This window comes from Acidovorax sp. SUPP2539 (assembly GCF_030158975.1).
Taxonomy (GTDB): Bacteria; Pseudomonadota; Gammaproteobacteria; order Burkholderiales; family Burkholderiaceae_C; genus Paracidovorax.
The window spans coordinates 1,643,333-1,661,547 of the sequence record NZ_BQXJ01000001.1; the positions used below are offsets into that span (position 1 = coordinate 1,643,333).

Consider the following 18,215-nt stretch of genomic DNA (forward strand, 5'->3'; position numbering starts at 1 on the left):
AGACCCGATCGCATGACCGCCACCCATTCCCCGCCACCCTTCTCCTTCCACCAGGGCACCGCGCCGCTGCTCGTGTCCATGCCCCACGTGGGCACGCATGTGCCCCCGGACATCGCCGCGCGCTTCACCGACGAGGCCCGCCAGGTGCCCGATACGGACTGGCACCTGGAGCGGCTCTACGGCTTTGCCCGCAACCTCGGCGCCTCGATCCTGGTGGCCACGCATTCGCGCTATGTGATCGACCTGAACCGGCCGCCGGACGGCGCCAGCCTGTACCCCGGCCAGAGCGTCACCGGCCTTTGCCCGGTGGACACCTTCGACGACACGCCGATTTACGCGGAGGCGGGCGATGCGCCGGACGACGCCGAGATCGCCGCGCGCCGCGATGCCATTTGGGCGCCGTACCACGCGCAGCTGGCCGCCGAGCTGGAGCGCTTGCGCGCCGCCCATGGCGTGGCCATGCTGTGGGATGCGCATTCCATCCGCTCCGTGCTGCCGAGGTTCTTCGCGGGCAAGCTGCCGGACCTGAACCTGGGCACGGCCGAAGGGGCCAGTTGCGAACCGGCGCTGGCGCAGGCACTGCTGCGCATCGGGCAGTCCGACCCGGCGTACACCGCGGTGCTCAACGGCCGGTTCAAGGGCGGCCACATCACGCGGCACTACGGCGATCCCGCGCGCAACGTGCACGCGGTGCAGCTGGAGATGACGCAGTGCAGCTACATGCAGGAAGCCCTGCCGTTCGACTACCTGCCCGAGGCGGCGGCCGGCGTGCAGCCCGTGCTGCACCGCATGCTGGAGGCGGTGCTGGAATTTGCCCGCACCCAGGTGCGGGCGTAAGGCCTGCCAGGAGCGGCCTTACGCGCCCGCCGCGTCAGGCCGCCGCGTCGATCCGAAGCTGCACGGAATCGTCCAGATAGATGGGCGTGACCTTGAAGCCGTTGACCGTGATGCTGCCGAACGTCCCGCGCACCGGGGCGCCACGCACCAGCGTGAGGGTCGATCCGACCGTTGGCGTGAAGCCCGAGCGGAAGGCGATGCGCAGCGTACCCGCCAGCGTGACCGGGCCGGCGGCCTGCAACTGGCCGGCGCCGTTGGCGCCCACGCGCAGTTCCAGCGTGCTGCTGCTGCCCAGGGTGAAGGCACCGCCGATGGCCAGTTCCGCCGACGTGTTGCCGATCAGCGTGCCGCCGCTCAGGTACACGTCGCCTTGTCCCAGCGCATTGCTGCTGTCGGCCCGCACGGCACCTGCGGACACTTCCGTGCCCCCGGTGTAGCGGTTCGCGCCTGCCAGCACGAGCGTGCCGCTGCCGCGCTTGGTGAGCTTGCCGGCGCCCGCGATGGGGTTGCGCCAGGCGTCCAGCGCGTTGAAGCCGCCCTGCGCCGCGTCCATGGTCACCGCCACGTCGCCGTTGAAGGCGCCGTAGCCGTCGCCGGCCGCGAACAGGTTCAGGCGCCCCCAGCCTTCGGCGTCGTCCAGCACCGGGTAGCCCGAGGCGATCGCGGTGGTCTTGAGCACCACGCGGCGCTGGCCCGCATCCAGGTAGGGGAAGCGCGTTTCCAGCAGCACCTCGGCGCTCTTGGGTACGACGGCCGAACGCGTGGTGTCGCCGATGGGAGCGAAGCCGAACGTCATCCGGCGCAGGTACTCGGCCTGGTTGGTGGCGCGGTCGGCGAAACGGTCGGCGGTGGTGGCCTGCGAATGGGCGATCTGCAGGAATTCCTCCGGCGTGCGCGCCCCGACGGCCGCCATCAGCGTGCTGCGGGCCTGGGCCACGGCAGCAGCCTTGCGCGGCGCGTTCACGCCGGTGGCGATGCTGGCGGCGGCCACGGCCTGGCCGTGCACGCGGCCGCTGATCACATCCAGGGGCGAGTGCATGCCGGCCAGGATGCGGCTTTCGCCCATCTCCAGACCACGCGCCAGCATTTCCTGGAACCGCTCCGGCACCAGGTAGGCCATGGCGATGGCATCGCGCACGCCTTCGGCGGTGTGGCCGCTGGTGAAGCCGCCGTCGGTGGCCGGTGTGGTGCTCCTGGCGGGCACCAGGGCTGGCACGATCTGCACGTTGGCGCTCCAGCGCCAGGGGCGGGCGTACTTGTAGAAGCGCTTGGCCGGCTCGGTCGAGCCGTTGTCACCGATGCCGCCGATGAAGTCCACCACCGTGCCGAAGCCCGCGTTGGCGCTGCCGCCCACGCCGGCGTTGTTGCCGGTGTCGTTGTAGAGCACCGTGGTCGCGTCCGCGGGAATGCCCGAAATGCTGGTCTTTTGCTGCGCCGCGGTGCGCCATGCGTTGGTCAGCGGGCCCAGGCCGTCGGTCACGCTGTAGGCCTTGCCGCGCCGGTCGTCTTCGTAGGCCAGGAGTTCCTGGGCCGCGGTGCGGCGCGCCGTGGCGTCCACCACGTACTGGATGTTGCGGGTGTGCACCTGCGCGTTCAGCACCGTTCCGTCGGTCGCGTCACCGGGAACGCCGGTCCAGGCCGCCGGCTTGATCGCGGGGAAGGCGCCGTTGGCATCGGCCGTCACGCCGGCATCCACCAGCAGCGTGCTGGGCTTCCAGATGTCGAGAAAGCCCGACAGCACCCGCACGCCGGCGTTGGTGGCCAGCGTGGCGTAGCGGGCATCGCCGCGCTGGTTGGTGAAGGCGAAGTCCACGAACGGCGGCGTGGTCGATTCGTTGGGCACCGGTGCGGAATCGGCAAATCCCAGGCCGCGCGGCGCATCGGGTGGTGCGGCATCGGAACCCCCACCGCCACAGGCGGAGAGCGCGAATGCGGCGGCAAGCGCCAGGATCAGGGTGCGTCGGGGCAGGGGCAGCGTCATGGGGAGCAGGCAGGTTGGAAAGGCGGGAGCGGAACGGGTGCGCGCAGGCCGCTTGCGGCCTGCTGCGGCTGCACTCTAGGGTCGAGCTGTGACAGCGCCGTGACGCCGCACGCCAATCATTTCCCCGCTGGAGCCCGCGGCGGGGTAGCATGCGCCATGGACATCGCCCCCACCCTCGCGCCTGCGGTCGCGGAAAAGCCCGCAGCCCTGCCTGGATGGGGAGAGTTCTTTCACATGCCGCTGTTTCGGCCCGGCACCTCGGTGCGCATGGGCGACCAGTGGGAAACCGTGAGCCATGTGGCCCTGCGCCGCCAGGAACTGGCCATCTACCTCGTGGGCCACGAGGCGTCCGTATCCCCCAGCCGGCTCTTCCTGGCACCCAGCGCGTTCACCACCGTGCGCAAGCGCTGAAGTCCCCCGGCATCCCGCTTCATGCAGGATCGGGGCAGGGCACGTGGGCCGCAGGCTGACTCAGGCTTAAGTCATTCACTCGCTTAGCCGGCCGGCCGCTCGGCCATCGCCTCGCCCAGCCGCACGGGCCGGGCAGGGGCCCATTGCTCCGAAAATCGCACCGCACCGCGCTGAAACAGAAGCACCACGGTGGAGCCCAGCAGGAAGCGGCCCATTTCCTCGCCCTGGCGCAGCACGATCTGCCGGTCGGCATAGTCCCAGTGGCGCAGCTCGCCGCTGCGCGGCGGGTTGACCTGACCGTGCCACACCGTGGCCATGCTGCCCACGATGGTCGCGCCCACCAGCACGAGCACCATCTTTCCCAAAGGCGTGTCGAACACGCACACCACGCGCTCGTTGCGCGCGAACAGACCGGGCACGCCCCGCGCCGTGACCGGGTTCACCGAAAAAAGGTCGCCCGGCACATGCACCATGCGCAGCAAGGTGCCATCGCAGGGCATGTGGATGCGGTGGTAGTCGCGGGGGCTCAGGTAGATCGTCGCAAAGCTGCCGTTGTCGAACTGCGCGGCCAGCGCCGCATCGCCGCCCACCAGGGCCGTGGTCGAGTAGCGGTGGCCCTTGGCCTGGAAGATCTGGTCCTGGTCGATGGGACCGAACTGGCTGATCGCCCCATCCACCGGGCAGACCGCGGCCGCCGAGGCGAGCGGGCGCGTACCGGGGCGAAGGGCGCGGGTGAAGAAGTCGTTGAACGTGGCGTATGCGGCCGGGCGGGGCTCGACCGCCTCGCTCATGTCCACCCGGTAACGGGCGATGAAACGCTCGATCGCGGCAGTGGTGCGGGGGCCTCCCTGCGCCCGTGCAAGCCGCCCCGCCAGCGCCGTCAGCGCTTGTTTGGGAAGTAGATATTGAGGCAGTACGGCAAGGCGGTCTGACAAGGTGGACTTCCTGAGCGGTTGGGGTGCGAGGCATTCTACCGAGGGCGCCTGCGGGGCCCGGCCGTGCGCCTTGACGCTGCATGCGCAGGCCATCTGGCGCCAGATGCCGGGACGAAGTCAGTCGGGGCCGCTGCGTCAAATCGATGTCATTCACCACAGGGCGCAACCGGCGCGGTGCATGGGCCGGCGCGCGGCGCAGTGGTGTATCGGCACTATTCCACACGATTCCCTACTACGTTACAATGGTGCGGTTTTGCGCAGCGCCTCGCTGCTGCTGTGTGTGGAAGCCGCCCCGCCGGCCTTTTCCGACCGATGCGCCATGGGGCGCAGTGACCACCCCCGCTTGCTGTGCACCGCGCCTGGATCTCTTGCGAGATGGGCCGACATTCCGGTTGCAGTTTCGCGCAGGCCCCGATACCTCCTATTACTGTTTGAAGATTGACTTGAAATCATGGCCAAAGAAGAACTGATTGAAATGCAGGGCTCCGTGACGGAAGTCCTGCCCGATTCCCGCTTTCGCGTCACGCTGGACAACGGCCATCAACTGATCGCCTACACCGGCGGCAAGATGCGCAAGCATCACATCCGCATTCTTGCCGGCGACAAGGTCTCGCTGGAAATGTCCCCCTACGACCTGTCCAAGGGCCGCATCACTTTCCGCCACCTCCCAGGCCGTGGCCCGGGCCCCTCGTCGCGGTGAGTTTGGAAAAAAACTGGCAAATTTCCTTGAATCTTCCAAATATGGCTGTGATGCAAGGTTAGAATACTAGTTGTCGGAGCGTAGCGCAGCCTGGTAGCGCATCTGCTTTGGGAGCAGAGGGTCGCGAGTTCGAATCCCGCCGCTCCGACCATTGATTCAAGGGGTTAGGTCATTTGACCTGACCCCTTTTGTCTTTTTGGATTTGCCCTCCTCTCCGGTATTCCCTTCGCTGCAGTTTTCTGCGTCCATGGCAGGCGCAGGAAAATCAACCCCGGCTTCGCAGCAGCCTCAAGATCCACTCGCGTTGGTGCGCCAGGCGTTCCGCGTCTTCCTCTTCCATGAGGAAGGGTAAATCCGGCACGTTGGCTTCGGGAATCGCATGCTCAAACACCATGCGCAGTGCGGCAGGTACCTGGTGCAATATCACCAAGGCCTGGGCCAGCATATTCAGCGGTTGTACCTGGGTCGTGACGTTGGCGAGTGCGCTTTTGAGCGTTCTGATTTCTTCGCGCAGCAGTTCTATTTCTGCTTGTGGATGATTGTCCATAATGCCTCCTCGGTCCCATGCTAGAACGGGGACATACGGCCAACAAGCTGAAATTGCATCCAGCACCGCGGTACGCCCATCCTGAGGCTCAGCCATGGCAGCGCCTGGACCGATCGCTCCAACACTTCCCATTCTTCCAAAGCACATGGCAACGTCCCGTTCGTTTTCCCCCTTTGGCTCTTCTCCGCGCACCGGCGGGGCGCGCATGGAGGGCGTGGACGCCTTGCGGGGCATGGCCATGGTGTGGATGACGGTCTTCCATTTCTGTTTCGACCTCAGCCACTTCGGGTACTGGCCGCAGAATTTCCGTGCCGATCCTTTTTGGACGACCCAGCGGACAGCCATCGTGGCGCTCTTTCTCTTCTGCGCGGGGCTGGGGCAGGCACTGGCCTGGCAGCAGGGCCTCGGATGGGCCCGCTTCTTCAAGCGCTGGCTGCAGATCGTGGGATGCGCCTTGCTGGTCACCGCAGGGTCGTCACTGATGTTTCCGCAGAGCTTCATCCATTTCGGCGTTTTGCACGGGATGGCTGCCATGCTTCTCGTCGCGCGATGCACGGTGGGGTGGGGTGCCTGGCTCTGGCCTGCCGGTGCAATGGCCGTGGCGCTTCCCTCCATCGCCGGGTGGGCGCTGACGGAGGGGCCGCTGGCGGCCTGGGCTTCCACGTTCAACGGCTATGCGCTCAACTGGCTGGGACTGGTGTCGCGCAAGCCTTTCACCGAAGACTATGTGCCGGTGCTGCCCTGGCTGGGCGTGATGTGGTGGGGCCTGGCGAGCGGGCAATGGGTGCTGCGACGGCGCCCGCAATGGATGAAGGTGGCGCTGCCCCGGGCGCTGTCACCGCTGGCGGTGTTGGGCCGCTGGAGCCTGAGCTATTACATGCTGCACCAGCCGGTCATGATCGGTCTGCTGATGGCGGCATCCTGGATGCTGGGCCGTGTTTAGGAAAAGGCAAAAGGCCCGTCCCAAAAGCAGAACGCGGCCCGTGGGGCCGCGTTGAGACTCGAAGCCTGGTGGAACGGCAGGGTGCCTGCCGGTCCACCGACCGTGAACGATTACTCGATCTTGGCCTTCGTGCGCAGTTCTTCCTGGAACTTCGCCAGCTTCTGCTGCTGCAGTTGCTGCGCCACCTGGGGCTTCACTTCTTCCAGCTTGGGCAGCTTGGCTTCCCGCACATCGTCCAGGCGGATGATGTGCCAGCCGAATTGGGTCTTGACCGGCGTCTGGGTCATCTGGCCCTTGTTCAGCTTGACCAGCGCTTCGGTGAACTCGGCCACGTAGCTGCTCGGAGCCGACCAGTCCAGGTCGCCGCCGCGGGCGCCGGATCCGGGGTCCTTGGACTGCTTCTTGGCGATGTCTTCAAACTTGGCGCCCTTCTTGATGGACGCGATGATGGCCTTGGCCTGGTCTTCCTTTTCCACCAGGATGTGGCTGGCCTTGTATTCCTTGCCGGTGTTGGCGGCAACGAACTTGTCGTACTCGGCCTGGATTTCGGCGTCGGTGACGGGGTTGGCCTTTTGGTAATCGGCGAACAGTTCGCGGATCAGGATGGTCTGGCGGGCCAGTTCCATCTGGACTTTGTAGTCGGGCGAGGCTTCGAGGCCGCGCTTCTGGGCTTCCTGCAAGAAGATTTCGCGGGCGATCACTTCTTCCTTGATCTGGCCTTCGACCTCGGGGGTCACGGGGCGGCCGGAGCGTTCCACTTGCTGCTTCAGGGCTTCGGCGCGTTCCTTGGGAACGGCCTTGCCATTCACAACGGCGAGGTTTTGAGCGTAGACGGGAAAGGCCGTCGCGCCCAGCACGGCAGCGGCCACGAGGCCGGACAAAAGCTTTTTCTTCATTGGGGAGTCCACAAAAAGGAAATGAGTTGCGGCCGTTTTGACCGCAAGTCCGACAAATAGGGCCGGATCAAAGAACTTCAATGGCTATGGCGTGAGCGCCCTGGTCAATAAATTCTTGCAGCGCATCATACACAAGGCGATGTTGTGCGACGCGGGGTCTTCCTGTAAACAAAGGTGACGAAATCCGCACCCGGAAATGGGTGCCGAAACCCGTTCCGTTGGCCCCGACATGGCCTGCATGGGCGGCGCTTTCATCCAGCACCTGCAGCGCGGAAGGGTTCAGTCGCTCTTGCAGCCGGGCCGCCATGGCCTCGGCGGTGATGGCCAGCGCCGTCATGGCTGCACGTCCTTGTGGGCGGCCTCGTGCGTGGCCTTGGGCACGGCCTTGGTGTCGTCTTCCTTCATGTAGCGGCTCAGGTACAGGGCCTGGCCGATGACGAACACCGCCATCAGCCCGATGCCGCCGAACAGCTTGAAGTTGACCCAGGTGTCGGTGTCGAAGCGGTAGGCCACCCACAGGTTGACCAGGCCCATCACGGCGAAGAACCCGGTCCAGCTCCAGTTCACGGTGCGCCAGGCGGCGTCGGGCAACTCCATCTGCGCGCCCATCAGGGAGCGGATGAGGTTCTTGCGGAAGAACAGCTGGCCGATCAGCAGCGCCGAGCCCATCAGCCAGTACAGCACGGTGGGCTTCCACTTGATGAAGGTTTCGCTGTGCGAGAGCAGCGTGGCGCCGCCGAACACCACGATGACGCCCAGGCTCACCCACTGCATGGGCTCGACCTTGCCGTTCTTGTAGCGCAGGTAGCCGATCTGCAGCACGGTGGCAGCGATGGCCACGGCCGTGGCCGTGTAGATGCCCCACAGCTTGAAGGCCGCGAAGAACAGGATGATGGGAAAGAAGTCGATCAGCAGTTTCATGGGGGAGGGCTGGAGCGTGGGCGGGCGTTGCCGCCGTTCAGGAGGAGCCGGGCTCGAAATCGAGCGATGCGGAGTTCATGCAGTAGCGCAGGCCGGTGGAGGCGGGGCCGTCCTCGAACACGTGGCCGAGGTGGGCCCCGCATTGTGCACAAACCGTCTCCGTCCGGACCATGCCATGGCTGCGGTCCACGATCTCCTTGATCGAGCCCGGCACCGCCTCGGAAAAGCTGGGCCAGCCGCAGCCGGCGTCGAATTTGGTGCCGGAGTCGAACAGCTTGGCGCCGCAGCACACGCAGTGGTAGCTGCCGTCGGCCCAGTGCGCTTCGTACTTGCCGGTGAAGGGTCGCTCGGTGGCGGCGTGGCGGGTGACTTGCCAGGCGACGGGCTCGGCGCCTTTGCTCTGCAGCAGGGCCTGCCATTCGGCATCGGTCTTTTTGATGGGAAAGGTCATGATGAGCAGCTGATTTCGATGGAGGAAGCCCAGTCGGGCGGGAAGTCGGCCCAGGCCTCGTGGCCCGGGTGTTCGTCGAACGGTTCGGCCAGCAGGGCCTGCAGGGTGTGAAGCGGCGCGAAGTCGCCTTGCGTGGCCGCGCGGATGGCCTGCTCTCCCAGGTGGTTGCGCAGCACGAATTTCGGATTGCATTTCAGCATCGAATCGGCCATATGCCGGGGATTTGATTGTCCTGGGTGCTCTGAAAATGATAGCAACCACGCCTCCCAGCCCGCCCGGTCGATGAACAGGTCGCGCACGGGTTCGAAGTCGCCGCTGGCCACGGCATGCGACAGGCGCCGCCAGAAGATTGGGTAGTCGACCCCGCCTTGGGCGAGCAGGTTGAGCAGGCCGTCCACCAGCGCGGCGTCGCCGTCGTGGACGGCCTGCAGCCCGAGCTTGCCGCGCATGCGCTGCAGGAACGCGGCCGGGAACACGGTCTGGTAGGACGCGAGCGCCGCCTGCGCCAGCGCCACGTCCTCGATCAGCGGCAGCAGTGCCTGGCCCAGCCGGAACAGGTTCCAGTAGGCCACGTTGGGCTGGCGGTTGAAGGCGTAGCGGCCCTGCGTGTCGCTGTGGTTGCACACGTGGCCCGGCACGAACGCGTCGAGGAACTGGAAGGGTCCGTAGTCGATCGTGAGGCCCAGGATGCTCATGTTGTCGGTGTTCATCACCCCGTGGCAAAAGCCCTGCGCCTGCCAGTGGGCGAGCAGTTCCGCCGTGCGCTCGCTCACCGCCTGGAGCAGGGCGGCGTAGGGGTTGCCGCCCGGCGCGTCCGGGCCACGGCACTCGGGGTAGTAGCGGTCGATGACGTAGTCGCCCAGCGTGCGCAGCTGTGGCAGCAGGTCGCGTGCCGCGAAGTGCTCGAAGTGCCCGAAGCGGATGAAGCTCGGCGCGGTGCGGGTCACGACGGCGGCGGTCTCCACCACCTCGCGCTGCACCGGGGCGGGCGAGCCCGTCAGGGCCAGCGCCCGCGTGGTGGGCACGCCCAGCGCATGCATGGCTTCGCTGCACAGGAATTCGCGGATGCTCGAGCGCAGCACGGCACGGCCATCACCCCCCCGCGAATACGGCGTGCGCCCGGCGCCCTTGAGCTGTACCTCCAGGCCGCCGTCGGTCTCGCCCAGCAGGATGGCGCGGCCATCGCCCAGTTGCCCCGCCCACACCCCGAACTGGTGGCCGCTGTACACCGTGGCCAATGGCTGCATGCCCGACAGCAGCGCGTTGCCCGAACACACCTGCAGTGCCGCGTCGGAGGCCAGCCAGGCGGCGGGCACGCCCAGCTGCTGTGCGGCATCCAGGCTCGTGGCCACCCAGTGCGGGGCGGGGAGGGGGGTGGGCACCAGTTCGGTGAAGAAATCCGGGCCCAGCGCTGCAAAGCCGTTGCGCCATTCGAGGCCGGACGCGGGCGCCGTCGCGGCGGTGGGAAGGGGGGCGTTCATCTGCCGAATTGTCTCCGACCCGCTTTGCCACGCGCGGCGAGGGGGCTTGGGCGCCCGGGGCCGCGGCGGCGGCTGTCAAGCTGGCGACAGATGCGGCCCCGGTGCTTGGCGCCCCCAGGGCGGCAGCACACAGGGCGCACGGTAGGATGCCGCGGAACCATTCACAACGACAACCCAAGGAGCCAACATGCTGGGCCTGATGCAGAGTCAACCCTTGCTGATTTCCACGCTGATCGAATTCGCCGAGCGCCACCACGGCGACGTGCAGATCGTGTCGCGCCGCGTCGAGGGCGACATCCACCGCTACACCTACCGCGACATGGCGGTGCGGGCGCGGCGGCTGGCCAATGTGCTGGACGGCATGGGCCTGGCAGCCGGCGACCGCGTGGCCAGCCTGGCCTGGAACGGCTACCGCCACATGGAGATGTACTACGGCGTGAGCGGCTCGGAGCGGGTGATGCACACCATCAACCCCCGCCTGCACCCCGAGCAGATCGCGTGGATCGTCAACCACGCCGAAGACCGGGTGCTGTGCTTCGACATGACCTTTCTGCCCATCGTGCAGGCCGTGCACGCCAAGTGCCCCACGGTGCGCCAGTGGGTGGCGCTGTGCGATGCCGACCAGCTGCCCGCCGACAGCGGCATCCCCGGCCTGCTGAGCTACGAAGCCTGGATCGGCGAAGCCCCCGACACCTACGTGTGGCCCACGTTCGACGAGAACACCGCCTCCAGCATGTGCTACACGAGCGGCACCACCGGGCACCCCAAGGCGGTGCTCTACAGCCACCGCTCGACCCTGCTGCACGCGTATGCCGCCGCGCTGCCGGACGTCATGGGCCTGTCGGCCAGCGATGCGGTGCTGCCCGTGGTGCCGATGTTCCACGTCAACGCCTGGGGGCTGCCGTACTCGGCGCCGCTGGTGGGCGCCAAGGTGGTCTTTCCCGGCCCGGCGCTGGACGGCAAATCGGTCTATGAACTCATGGATGCCGAGGGCGTGACTTTCGCCGCTGGCGTGCCCACCGTGTGGCAGATGCTGCTCAACCACGTGAAGGCGGGTGGCCTGCGCTTCGGCCAATTGAAGCGCACCGTGATCGGCGGCTCGGCCTGCCCGCCGGCCATGATCCAGTCGTTCCAGGACGACTACGGTGTGCGCGTGCTGCACGCGTGGGGCATGACCGAGATGAGCCCGCTGGGCACGCTGTGCTCGCTCAAGAACAAGCACCTGGCGCTGCCGCGCGGCGAGCAGATGCAGATCCTCATGAAGCAGGGCCGCGCGATCTACGGCGTGGACATGAAGATCGTGGACGGCGACGGCCACGAACTGCCCTGGGACGGCAAGACCTATGGTGACCTGCTGGTCAAGGGCCCGTGGATCGTCGAGAACTACTACCGCGGCGAGGGCGATCCGCTGGTGCCCGATGCGCAGGGCCGCGGCTGGTTCCCCACGGGCGACGTCGCCACCATCGATGCCGACGGCTACATGCAGATCACCGACCGCAGCAAGGACGTGATCAAGTCCGGGGGCGAGTGGATCAGCTCCATCGACATCGAGAACATCGCCATGGCACACCCGGCCGTCGCCATGGCCGCGTGCGTGGGCATGCCGCACCCCAAGTGGGATGAGCGGCCCATCGTGGCGGTGGTCAAGCGCCCGGGCGCGGAGGTGACGCGCGAGGAACTGCTGCAGTTCTACGCGGGCAAGACCGCCAAGTGGCAGATCCCGGACGATGTGCTGTTCGTGGACGCGATCCCGATCGGCGCCACGGGCAAGATGCTCAAGGCCAAGCTGCGCGAGCAGCTCAAGGACTACCGCCTGCCGGGCCTGTGACGCACGCCAGTGCGGCGAGGGGGCGGCCGCGAGAGGCCGCCGCCCAGTCGCATGCGGGATAGCGGATAGGGTGAATCCCTGAGCATCTCCTCTGTGGCGTGCCTTACGCTGCGCCCTGTTCCATTCAAGAACCCAAGAGGAGACAAGCGATGAGATTTGCTATCAAGGCTGTAGCTGCATCCGCAATCCTGGTGAGCGCTGGCGGCGCGTTCGCTCAAAAGGGCGACACGGTGAAGATCGCCTGGCTCGACCCGCTGTCCGGCCTCATGGCGGCGGTGGGGACCAACCAGCTCAAGAGCTTCCAGTTCCTCTCGGAGGAGTTCAACAAGAAGAACGCGGCGGGTGTGAAGTTCGAGATCATCGGCATCGACAACAAGCTCAGCCCGCAGGAAACCACCAGCGCCCTGCGCTCTGCCATGGACCAGGGCGCGCGCTACGTGGTGCAGGGCAACGGCTCCGGCCCGGCGCTGGCCATCATCGACGCGCTGGAAAAGCACAACGCGCGCAATCCCGGCAAGGAGGTCATGTACCTCAACTACGCCGCCGTGGACCCCGACCTCACCAACAGCAAGTGCAGCTACTGGCACTTCCGCCTGGATGCCGACACCTCGATGAAGATGGAGGCCATGACCACCTTCATGAAGGACCTGCCCGAGGTCAAGAAGGTGTACCTCATCAACCAGAACTACTCGCACGGCCAGCAGGTCTCCAAGTTCGCGAAGGAGAACCTGGCGCGCAAGCGGCCCGACGTGCAGATCGTGGGCGACGACCTGCACCCGCTGGCCCAGGTGCGCGATTTCGCGCCCTACATCGCCAAGATCAAGCAGTCCGGCGCCGACAGCGTGATCACCGGCAACTGGGGCTCGGACCTGGCCCTGCTCATCAAGGCCGCCAACGATGCGGGGCTGGCCAACGTCAATTTCTACACCTACTACGGCGGCGTGACGGGCAGCCCCACGGCCATGGGCGCGGCGGCGGCGGGGCGCGTGTACATGGTGTCGTACAACCACCTGAACCTGCCCGGCGACATCGGCCGCGTGGTCACCGAGTACAAGAAGAAGTTCAACGACGACATGTACACCGGCGCCGTGTACCACGCCTTCGCCATGCTGGATGCCGCCTTCGTGAAGGCCAAGTCCACCGACCCGGTGAAGGTGGCCCCCGTGCTGGAGGGCATGAAGTTCAACAGCTTCAACGGCGAGGTCGAGATGCGCAAGAGCGACCACCAGCTGCAGCAGGGCCTGTTCGTCTCCAAATGGGAGAAGGCCGGCGGCAAGTACCCTAACGACGCGGAAAATACCGGCTACACCTTCGTGCCGGTGAAGTACTACGAGCCCTACGTGGCCAGCACGCCCACCTCGTGCCAGATGAAGCGGCCCTCCTGATCCGGGCATCCGATTTCATTGCTGTGAGACCTTGGGCCCGGGGTTCCTCGGGCTCTTTTTTTAACCGTGCGGGCGCTGTTCTTCGATGAATCTTGAGTTTTTCGTGATCTCGCTGCTCAACGGCGTCAGCTACGGGCTGCTGCTGTTCATGCTCAGTTCGGGGCTCACCCTCATCTTCAGCATGATGGGCGTGCTCAACTTCGCCCACACCAGTTTCTACATGCTGGGGGCCTACATCGCCTACACCCTGTCCGGCCTGGTCGGCTTCTGGGTGGCGCTGTTCGTGGCGCCGCTGCTGGTGGGCGCGCTCGGTGCCGCGTTCGAGCGCTACGCGCTGCGCCGCGTGCACCAGTACGGCCACGTGCCCGAGCTGCTGGTGACCTTCGGCCTGTCGTACCTGGTGCTGGAGGTGGTGCAGCTGGTGTGGGGCCGCTCCACCGTGCCCTATGGCCTGCCCGCGCAGTTGCAGGGGCCGCTCTTCACGCTGTATGGCACGCAGTTCCCGAAGTCGCGGTCGTTCGTGATGCTGGTGGCGCTGCTGATGCTGCTGTCCGTGTGGCTGCTGCTCACCCGCACGCGCATCGGCCTGGTGATCCAGGCCGCGCTCAAGCACCCCGACATGGTCGAGGCGCTGGGCCACAACGTGCCGCGCGTGTTCATGCTGGTGTTCGGCGGCGGCTGCGCGCTCGCCGGGCTGGCGGGCGTGATCGGCGGCAACACCTACGTCACCGAGCCGGCCATGGCGGCCTCGGTGGGCTCGATCATCTTCGTTGTCGTCGTCGTGGGCGGCATGGGGTCGCTGGCCGGGGCCTTCCTTGCCTCGCTGCTGATCGGCGTGCTGCAGACCTTCGCGGTGGCGCTGGACTATTCGCTGGCGCATGCGCTGCGCGCGGCCGGCATGGCGGTGACCGAGCAGACCTTCGGCTGGCCGCTGCTCAAGCTCACCGTGTCGCAGGTGGCGCCCATCCTGCCGTACCTGCTGCTGGTGCTGATCCTCATCTTCCGGCCCAAGGGCCTGCTCGGCACGCGGGAGGACTGAACCCATGCGCTCCCACACCTCCTCGCCGCCGGCCTACCGGTTCAAGCCGCTCAACATCGGGCGCATCGTCATCTGGGGCCTGTTCGCGGCCGCGCTCATCGTGGCGCCCATGCTGTTCACCAGCAGCCTGGCGCTCACCATGCTGTCGCAGATCGGCTACCTCATCGTCATCTGCCTCTCGTACAACATGCTGCTGGGGCAGGGCGGCATGCTGAGCTTCGGCCATGCCGTGTACACCGGCCTGGGCTCGTTCATCGCCATCCATGCGATGAACCTGGCCGGCAAGGGCGCGGTGCCCATTCCGCTGGTGTTCATCCCGCTCGTGGGCGGGCTGGCGGGGCTGTTCTTCGCCGTGCTGCTGGGTTTCGTCACCACCAAGAAGTCGGGCACCACCTTCGCCATGATCACCCTGGGCATCGGCGAGCTGGTGGCGTCCATGGCGCTGATGTTCCCCGAGTTCTTCGGCGGGGAGGGCGGCATCACCACCGACCGCGTGTACGGCAAGGGGTTCATGGGCATCACCTTCGGCCCGGCCATCCAGGTGTACTACCTGATCGCGGCCTACTGCTTCGTGTGCACCGCGCTCATGTTCGCCTTCACCGGCACGCCGCTGGGCCGCATCCTGAACGCGGTGCGCGACAACCCCGAGCGCGTGGAGTTCATCGGCTACAACACGCAGCGCGTGCGCTACTTCGCCTTCATCATCGCGGGCTTCTTCGCGGGCGTGGGCGGGGGGCTGGCGGCGATCAACTTCGAGATCGTCACCGGCGCCGACAGCGTGAGCGTGTTGCGCTCGGGCGGCTACCTGCTGTTCACCTTCCTGGGTGGGGCCACCTTCTTCTTCGGGCCCATCATCGGCGCGGTGCTGCTGGTCTTTGCCTCGGTGCTGCTGTCCGAGCTGTCCAAGGCCTGGCTGCTGTACCTGGGCCTCGTGTTCCTGTTCATGGTGATGTATGCGCCCGGCGGCATCGCCAGCCTGATCATGATGAACCTGCGCGTGGCCAAGTACGGCCGGCTGCGCACGCTGTGGGTGTCGTACCTGGCCCTGGGCGGCACAGCCCTGGTGGCGGTGCTGGGCGCGGCCTGCATGGTGGAGATGACCTACCACCTGCAGCTCAATTCGGCGCTCGGGCCGCAGATGAACTTTCTCGGCGCCACGCTGAACGCGCGGGCCCTGTCCAGCTGGTTCGGGGCGGGCTTCGTGCTGCTGGTGGGCCTCGGCCTGTTCGAGACCGTGCGGCGCCAGTTCCTGCTGCAATGGGGCGCCATCCAGGAAGCCATCGAGCAGGACATCAAGCGGGGGGAGGCCGCATGAGCGTGACCCCCGTCAACACCCCCTATGCGCTGGAGTTGCGCGACCTGCACAAGCGCTTCGGCAAGACCGAGATCATCCGCGGCGCCAACCTGTGCGTGGCCCCGGGCGAGCGCGTGGCCATCATCGGCCCCAACGGCGCCGGCAAGTCGACGCTGTTCAACCTCATCAGCGGACGCTTCGGCGCCACCAGCGGCCAGGTGCTGCTGAACGGCCAGCGCATCGACGGCAAGGCGCCGTACGAGATCAACCGCATGGGACTGTCGCGCAGCTTCCAGATCACCAACATCTTCCCCAAGCTCAGCGTGTTCGAGAACCTGCGCTGCGGCGTGCTGTGGAGCCTGGGCTACCGCTACACCTTCCTGCGCTTTCTCTCGCGGCTGCACGATGCCAACGAGCGCGCCACGCAGCTCATGGAGCAGATCCGCCTGGACAAGAAGCGCGACACGCTGGCCATGAACCTCACCTATGCCGAGCAGCGCGCGCTGGAGATCGGCATCACCATCGCCGGGGGCGCCAACGTCATCCTGCTGGACGAGCCCACCGCCGGCATGAGCAAGAGCGAGACCGCGCGTTTCATCCGCCTCATCAAGGAAGTGACGGTGGGCCGCACGCTGCTCACCGTGGAGCACGACATGGGCGTGGTGTTCGGCCTGGCCGACAAGATCGCCGTGGTGGTCTACGGCGAGGTGATCGCCTTCGACACCCCCGAGGCCGTGCGCGCCAACCCGCGCGTGCAGGAGGCCTACCTGGGCTCGGCCGTGGCGGCAGCGCAGCAGGCGGAAGGACACTGAACCATGCTCAAGGTCGACAACCTGCATGCCTACTACGGCAAGAGCCACGTGCTGCACGGCGTCTCGTTCGGCGTGCAGCCGGGCGAGATCGTCGCGCTGCTGGGGCGCAACGGCTCGGGCCGCTCCACCACCGCCAAGGCCATCATGGGCTTGGTGGACTGGGAGGGCACGCTCGAATGGAAGGGCCAGCGCCTCGATGGCAAGAAAGCCTACGAGATCGCGCACCTGGGCCTGGGCTACGTGCCCGAAAGCCGTGACATCTTTCCCAACCTGACCGTGCACCAGAACCTGCTGCTGGGCCAGAAGGGCAAGGGCAAAGGCAGCCGCTGGAGCTTCGACGACATGTACGGCATGTTCCCGCGCCTGAAGGAGCGCCAGCACACCGAAGCCGGCGTCATGTCGGGTGGCGAGCAACAGATGCTCACCCTGTGCCGCACCCTCATGGGCGACCCCGACCTCATCGTCATCGACGAGCCCACCGAAGGGCTGGCGCCCAAGATCGTGGAGCTGGTGGGGCAGTACCTCATGGCGATCAAGGCGCGCGGCATCTCGGTGCTGCTCATCGAGCAAAAGCTCACCATCGCCATGACCATCTCCGACCGCGCGCTGGTGATGGGCCATGGGAGCATCGTCTTCGAGGGCACACCGCAGGGCCTACGCGAGAACAGCTACGTGCGCAAGGAGTGGCTGGAGGTGTGAGGGGCGGGCCGGGGTTGCTTTTGACGCAACCTGCCACCCTGTTCCGCTGAGGGCTCCTCCGGCCGATGGAGGACGCCCATGAGCATTCTCGCGGCAAAAGCCACTCAGAACCATCATGGGCAACACACGGATCGGTGGTTAACAAATAGTTAATATTTGGCATGCATTTTTGGCCCGCGCCGGCCGCTCTGCCTTTAACATCCGCCCCAACAAAAAAGATGAAACGGGGAGGTTTCAATGAGCGCAGAAGGCGCGGCCACGTGCGTGCACGTCAGCGATGCACAGGTCTTGGCCTTGGCCATGGACAAGTCCAGGAGGGCGTGCCCAGGGATGCACACCAATCATGGCCGCAAGACCCAACGCAGCAGTGCATTACAGGGCCCGCGAAATCCTGCAACGCGTCCCCGACCGAGGCGGGTACGGGGCAAGGCGGAACATGCATCGAGCCCCTCTCCCACGCCCCAATGGCTGGCTTTGGCGATGCGTTTGACGCGATGGGCATCTGCCATCTTCTTCCTGGCATTGGTTTCGATGGCCCATGCCCAGCGGCTGAGCCAACCGCCGGATGAAAACCGACAAATCATCCAGAAGATGTTGGAAGCCCCAGAGGCCGACATCGACCTGTCCAGAGTCAAATTGGTCATCGACCGAATGATGGACCCCAGTGTCGATGTCGATGCGACATTGGAACAATTGGATGAGATGGCGCGGGGGATTCGAAAGACGCTGCCCACAGGGGCGTCCAAACGCTTGATCTTGGATGCCTTGCGTTTTCACATCTATCAGCCCAATGGGTGGAACGAGCGGCGGCCATTTCAATACGACCTGGAAGATCCCTACGGACGCAATATCAAAAACAAACTGTTGCCCAACTATCTGAGAACAAAAAAGGGCAACTGCGTCTCGATGCCGTTGCTTTTCATCTTCTTAGAGCGTGTTATGAACTTCCCGCCGCAGCTAGCACCCGTGCAGCGGCGGGCAACATGAGCACTGCAAACACCAGAAAATGTAGCCCGCCGAGCACTTCCGGCAACCGCTCATAGTCCCGGGAGAGC

General features: G+C 66.1%; 19 protein-coding genes, 1 tRNA gene and 1 pseudogene. 12 read left to right on the forward strand and 9 right to left on the reverse strand.

All coding sequences use genetic code 11. The features are described 5' to 3' along the window. Nucleotides 1–12 precede the first annotated feature (12 nt). Nucleotides 13–837 (forward strand): N-formylglutamate deformylase, encoded by an 825-nt coding sequence (gene hutG, locus AVTE2539_RS07515; protein WP_284409334.1) that lies wholly within the window; start codon nt 13–15, stop codon nt 835–837. A gap of 34 nt (nt 838–871) precedes the next feature. On the opposite strand, the gene AVTE2539_RS07520 is transcribed toward hutG, so the two are convergent. Then, nucleotides 872–2,818 carry a phosphatase PAP2 family protein gene (locus tag AVTE2539_RS07520; protein WP_284409336.1) on the reverse strand — a complete coding sequence of 649 codons (1,947 nt, stop codon included), beginning with the start codon at nt 2,816–2,818 and terminating at the stop codon, nt 872–874. A 156-nt stretch (nt 2,819–2,974) separates the two neighbouring features. Here AVTE2539_RS07520 and AVTE2539_RS07525 point away from each other — a divergent pair, with 156 nt between their 5' ends. Then, nucleotides 2,975–3,229, forward strand: a complete 255-nt coding sequence (locus tag AVTE2539_RS07525; protein ID WP_284401863.1) for a hypothetical protein — start codon at nt 2,975–2,977, stop codon at nt 3,227–3,229. 83 nt (nt 3,230–3,312) lie between these two features. Here the strand turns inward: AVTE2539_RS07525 and asd are convergent, their stop codons facing one another. Beyond that, nucleotides 3,313–4,164: an archaetidylserine decarboxylase gene (gene asd, locus AVTE2539_RS07530; RefSeq protein WP_284409338.1), complete on the reverse strand. Its 852-nt coding sequence runs from the start codon at nt 4,162–4,164 to the stop codon at nt 3,313–3,315. A 451-nt stretch (nt 4,165–4,615) separates the two neighbouring features. Here asd and infA point away from each other — a divergent pair, with 451 nt between their 5' ends. Together infA and AVTE2539_RS07540 are read left to right on the forward strand one after the other, a co-directional pair. Beyond that, nucleotides 4,616–4,864, forward strand: coding sequence for a translation initiation factor IF-1 (gene infA / locus AVTE2539_RS07535; RefSeq protein ID WP_092739728.1), 249 nt, complete (start codon nt 4,616–4,618; stop codon nt 4,862–4,864). A gap of 74 nt (nt 4,865–4,938) precedes the next feature. Next, nucleotides 4,939–5,015, forward strand: a tRNA-Pro gene (locus tag AVTE2539_RS07540). 114 nt (nt 5,016–5,129) lie between these two features. Here AVTE2539_RS07540 and AVTE2539_RS07545 read toward each other — a convergent pair. After that, nucleotides 5,130–5,411 (reverse strand): hypothetical protein, encoded by a 282-nt coding sequence (locus AVTE2539_RS07545; protein ID WP_284409340.1) that lies wholly within the window; start codon nt 5,409–5,411, stop codon nt 5,130–5,132. Between the two features lie 145 nt (nt 5,412–5,556). On the opposite strand from AVTE2539_RS07545, the gene AVTE2539_RS07550 reads away from it, so the two are divergent. After that, on the forward strand, nt 5,557–6,354 hold the full coding sequence (locus AVTE2539_RS07550) for a heparan-alpha-glucosaminide N-acetyltransferase (RefSeq protein WP_284409342.1): 798 nt from the start codon (nt 5,557–5,559) through the stop codon (nt 6,352–6,354). A gap of 110 nt (nt 6,355–6,464) precedes the next feature. Here the strand turns inward: AVTE2539_RS07550 and AVTE2539_RS07555 are convergent, their stop codons facing one another. The 5 genes from AVTE2539_RS07555 to AVTE2539_RS07575 form a co-directional block, all read right to left on the reverse strand. After that, nucleotides 6,465–7,250, reverse strand: coding sequence for a foldase protein PrsA (locus tag AVTE2539_RS07555; protein WP_284401875.1), 786 nt, complete (start codon nt 7,248–7,250; stop codon nt 6,465–6,467). A 67-nt stretch (nt 7,251–7,317) separates the two neighbouring features. Next, nucleotides 7,318–7,587, reverse strand: coding sequence for a BolA family protein (locus AVTE2539_RS07560; RefSeq protein ID WP_284409344.1), 270 nt, complete (start codon nt 7,585–7,587; stop codon nt 7,318–7,320). Then, nucleotides 7,584–8,171: a septation protein A gene (locus tag AVTE2539_RS07565; protein WP_284409346.1), complete on the reverse strand. Its 588-nt coding sequence runs from the start codon at nt 8,169–8,171 to the stop codon at nt 7,584–7,586. The genes AVTE2539_RS07560 and AVTE2539_RS07565 overlap by 4 nt, the downstream gene beginning before the upstream one ends. A gap of 37 nt (nt 8,172–8,208) precedes the next feature. Beyond that, the gene (msrB, locus tag AVTE2539_RS07570; RefSeq protein WP_272563923.1) at nt 8,209–8,622 is read right to left on the reverse strand and encodes a peptide-methionine (R)-S-oxide reductase MsrB; all 414 of its coding nucleotides are present in this window, start codon (nt 8,620–8,622) and stop codon (nt 8,209–8,211) included. Then, entirely contained in the window at nt 8,619–10,103 is a 1,485-nt protein-coding gene (locus AVTE2539_RS07575; protein ID WP_284409348.1) for a protein adenylyltransferase SelO, read from the reverse strand. Before AVTE2539_RS07575 ends, msrB begins: the two co-directional genes overlap by 4 nt. A gap of 187 nt (nt 10,104–10,290) precedes the next feature. On the opposite strand from AVTE2539_RS07575, the gene AVTE2539_RS07580 reads away from it, so the two are divergent. The 7 genes from AVTE2539_RS07580 to AVTE2539_RS07610 all read left to right on the forward strand — a co-directional run bounded on the left by AVTE2539_RS07580 (nt 10,291) and on the right by AVTE2539_RS07610 (nt 18,147). Then, a complete protein-coding gene (locus tag AVTE2539_RS07580) occupies nt 10,291–11,931 on the forward strand; it encodes a 3-(methylthio)propionyl-CoA ligase (RefSeq protein ID WP_284409350.1) in 1,641 nt (546 codons plus the stop codon). A 149-nt stretch (nt 11,932–12,080) separates the two neighbouring features. Further along, nucleotides 12,081–13,316 (forward strand): branched-chain amino acid ABC transporter substrate-binding protein, encoded by a 1,236-nt coding sequence (locus AVTE2539_RS07585; protein ID WP_284401886.1) that lies wholly within the window; start codon nt 12,081–12,083, stop codon nt 13,314–13,316. 85 nt (nt 13,317–13,401) lie between these two features. Continuing rightward, complete coding sequence (locus AVTE2539_RS07590) at nt 13,402–14,355, forward strand: branched-chain amino acid ABC transporter permease (protein WP_284409351.1); 954 nt, start codon at nt 13,402–13,404, stop codon at nt 14,353–14,355. Nucleotides 14,356–14,359: 4 nt separating this feature from the next. Beyond that, on the forward strand, nt 14,360–15,670 hold the full coding sequence (locus AVTE2539_RS07595; protein WP_284409352.1) for a branched-chain amino acid ABC transporter permease: 1,311 nt from the start codon (nt 14,360–14,362) through the stop codon (nt 15,668–15,670). Beyond that, nucleotides 15,667–16,461, forward strand: coding sequence for an ABC transporter ATP-binding protein (locus AVTE2539_RS07600; RefSeq protein ID WP_272563917.1), 795 nt, complete (start codon nt 15,667–15,669; stop codon nt 16,459–16,461). Before AVTE2539_RS07595 ends, AVTE2539_RS07600 begins: the two co-directional genes overlap by 4 nt. A 3-nt stretch (nt 16,462–16,464) precedes the next feature. Further along, nucleotides 16,465–17,160 (forward strand): ABC transporter ATP-binding protein, encoded by a 696-nt coding sequence (locus AVTE2539_RS07605; RefSeq protein WP_284409355.1) that lies wholly within the window; start codon nt 16,465–16,467, stop codon nt 17,158–17,160. A 237-nt stretch (nt 17,161–17,397) separates the two neighbouring features. Continuing rightward, nucleotides 17,398–18,147, forward strand: a complete 750-nt coding sequence (locus AVTE2539_RS07610; RefSeq protein ID WP_284409356.1) for a SirB1 family protein — start codon at nt 17,398–17,400, stop codon at nt 18,145–18,147. Here the strand turns inward: AVTE2539_RS07610 and AVTE2539_RS07615 are convergent. Beyond that, nucleotides 18,098–18,215: pseudogene (locus AVTE2539_RS07615) on the reverse strand (IS5/IS1182 family transposase); the annotation flags it as partial. The gene AVTE2539_RS07610 and the pseudogene AVTE2539_RS07615 sit on opposite strands and share 50 nt — an antisense overlap.

Excerpts from the sequence above, each read along its gene's own strand:
- AVTE2539_RS07595 (WP_284409352.1), top strand. The coding sequence starts at position 14,360 with ATGCGCTCCCACACCTCCTCGCCGCCGGCCTACCGGTTCAAGCCGCTC.
- AVTE2539_RS07555 (WP_284401875.1), bottom strand. The coding sequence starts at position 7,250 with ATGAAGAAAAAGCTTTTGTCCGGCCTCGTGGCCGCTGCCGTGCTGGGC.
- AVTE2539_RS07550 (WP_284409342.1), top strand. The coding sequence starts at position 5,557 with ATGGCAACGTCCCGTTCGTTTTCCCCCTTTGGCTCTTCTCCGCGCACC.
- AVTE2539_RS07590 (WP_284409351.1), top strand. The coding sequence starts at position 13,402 with ATGAATCTTGAGTTTTTCGTGATCTCGCTGCTCAACGGCGTCAGCTAC.
- AVTE2539_RS07610 (WP_284409356.1), top strand. The coding sequence starts at position 17,398 with ATGAGCGCAGAAGGCGCGGCCACGTGCGTGCACGTCAGCGATGCACAG.
- AVTE2539_RS07575 (WP_284409348.1), bottom strand. The coding sequence starts at position 10,103 with ATGAACGCCCCCCTTCCCACCGCCGCGACGGCGCCCGCGTCCGGCCTC.
- AVTE2539_RS07520 (WP_284409336.1), bottom strand. The coding sequence starts at position 2,818 with ATGACGCTGCCCCTGCCCCGACGCACCCTGATCCTGGCGCTTGCCGCC.
- msrB (WP_272563923.1), bottom strand. The coding sequence starts at position 8,622 with ATGACCTTTCCCATCAAAAAGACCGATGCCGAATGGCAGGCCCTGCTG.
- AVTE2539_RS07605 (WP_284409355.1), top strand. The coding sequence starts at position 16,465 with ATGCTCAAGGTCGACAACCTGCATGCCTACTACGGCAAGAGCCACGTG.
- AVTE2539_RS07560 (WP_284409344.1), bottom strand. The coding sequence starts at position 7,587 with ATGACGGCGCTGGCCATCACCGCCGAGGCCATGGCGGCCCGGCTGCAA.
- AVTE2539_RS07585 (WP_284401886.1), top strand. The coding sequence starts at position 12,081 with ATGAGATTTGCTATCAAGGCTGTAGCTGCATCCGCAATCCTGGTGAGC.
- AVTE2539_RS07600 (WP_272563917.1), top strand. The coding sequence starts at position 15,667 with ATGAGCGTGACCCCCGTCAACACCCCCTATGCGCTGGAGTTGCGCGAC.
- AVTE2539_RS07565 (WP_284409346.1), bottom strand. The coding sequence starts at position 8,171 with ATGAAACTGCTGATCGACTTCTTTCCCATCATCCTGTTCTTCGCGGCC.
- AVTE2539_RS07580 (WP_284409350.1), top strand. The coding sequence starts at position 10,291 with ATGCTGGGCCTGATGCAGAGTCAACCCTTGCTGATTTCCACGCTGATC.
- AVTE2539_RS07545 (WP_284409340.1), bottom strand. The coding sequence starts at position 5,411 with ATGGACAATCATCCACAAGCAGAAATAGAACTGCTGCGCGAAGAAATC.
- AVTE2539_RS07525 (WP_284401863.1), top strand. The coding sequence starts at position 2,975 with ATGGACATCGCCCCCACCCTCGCGCCTGCGGTCGCGGAAAAGCCCGCA.
- hutG (WP_284409334.1), top strand. The coding sequence starts at position 13 with ATGACCGCCACCCATTCCCCGCCACCCTTCTCCTTCCACCAGGGCACC.
- infA (WP_092739728.1), top strand. The coding sequence starts at position 4,616 with ATGGCCAAAGAAGAACTGATTGAAATGCAGGGCTCCGTGACGGAAGTC.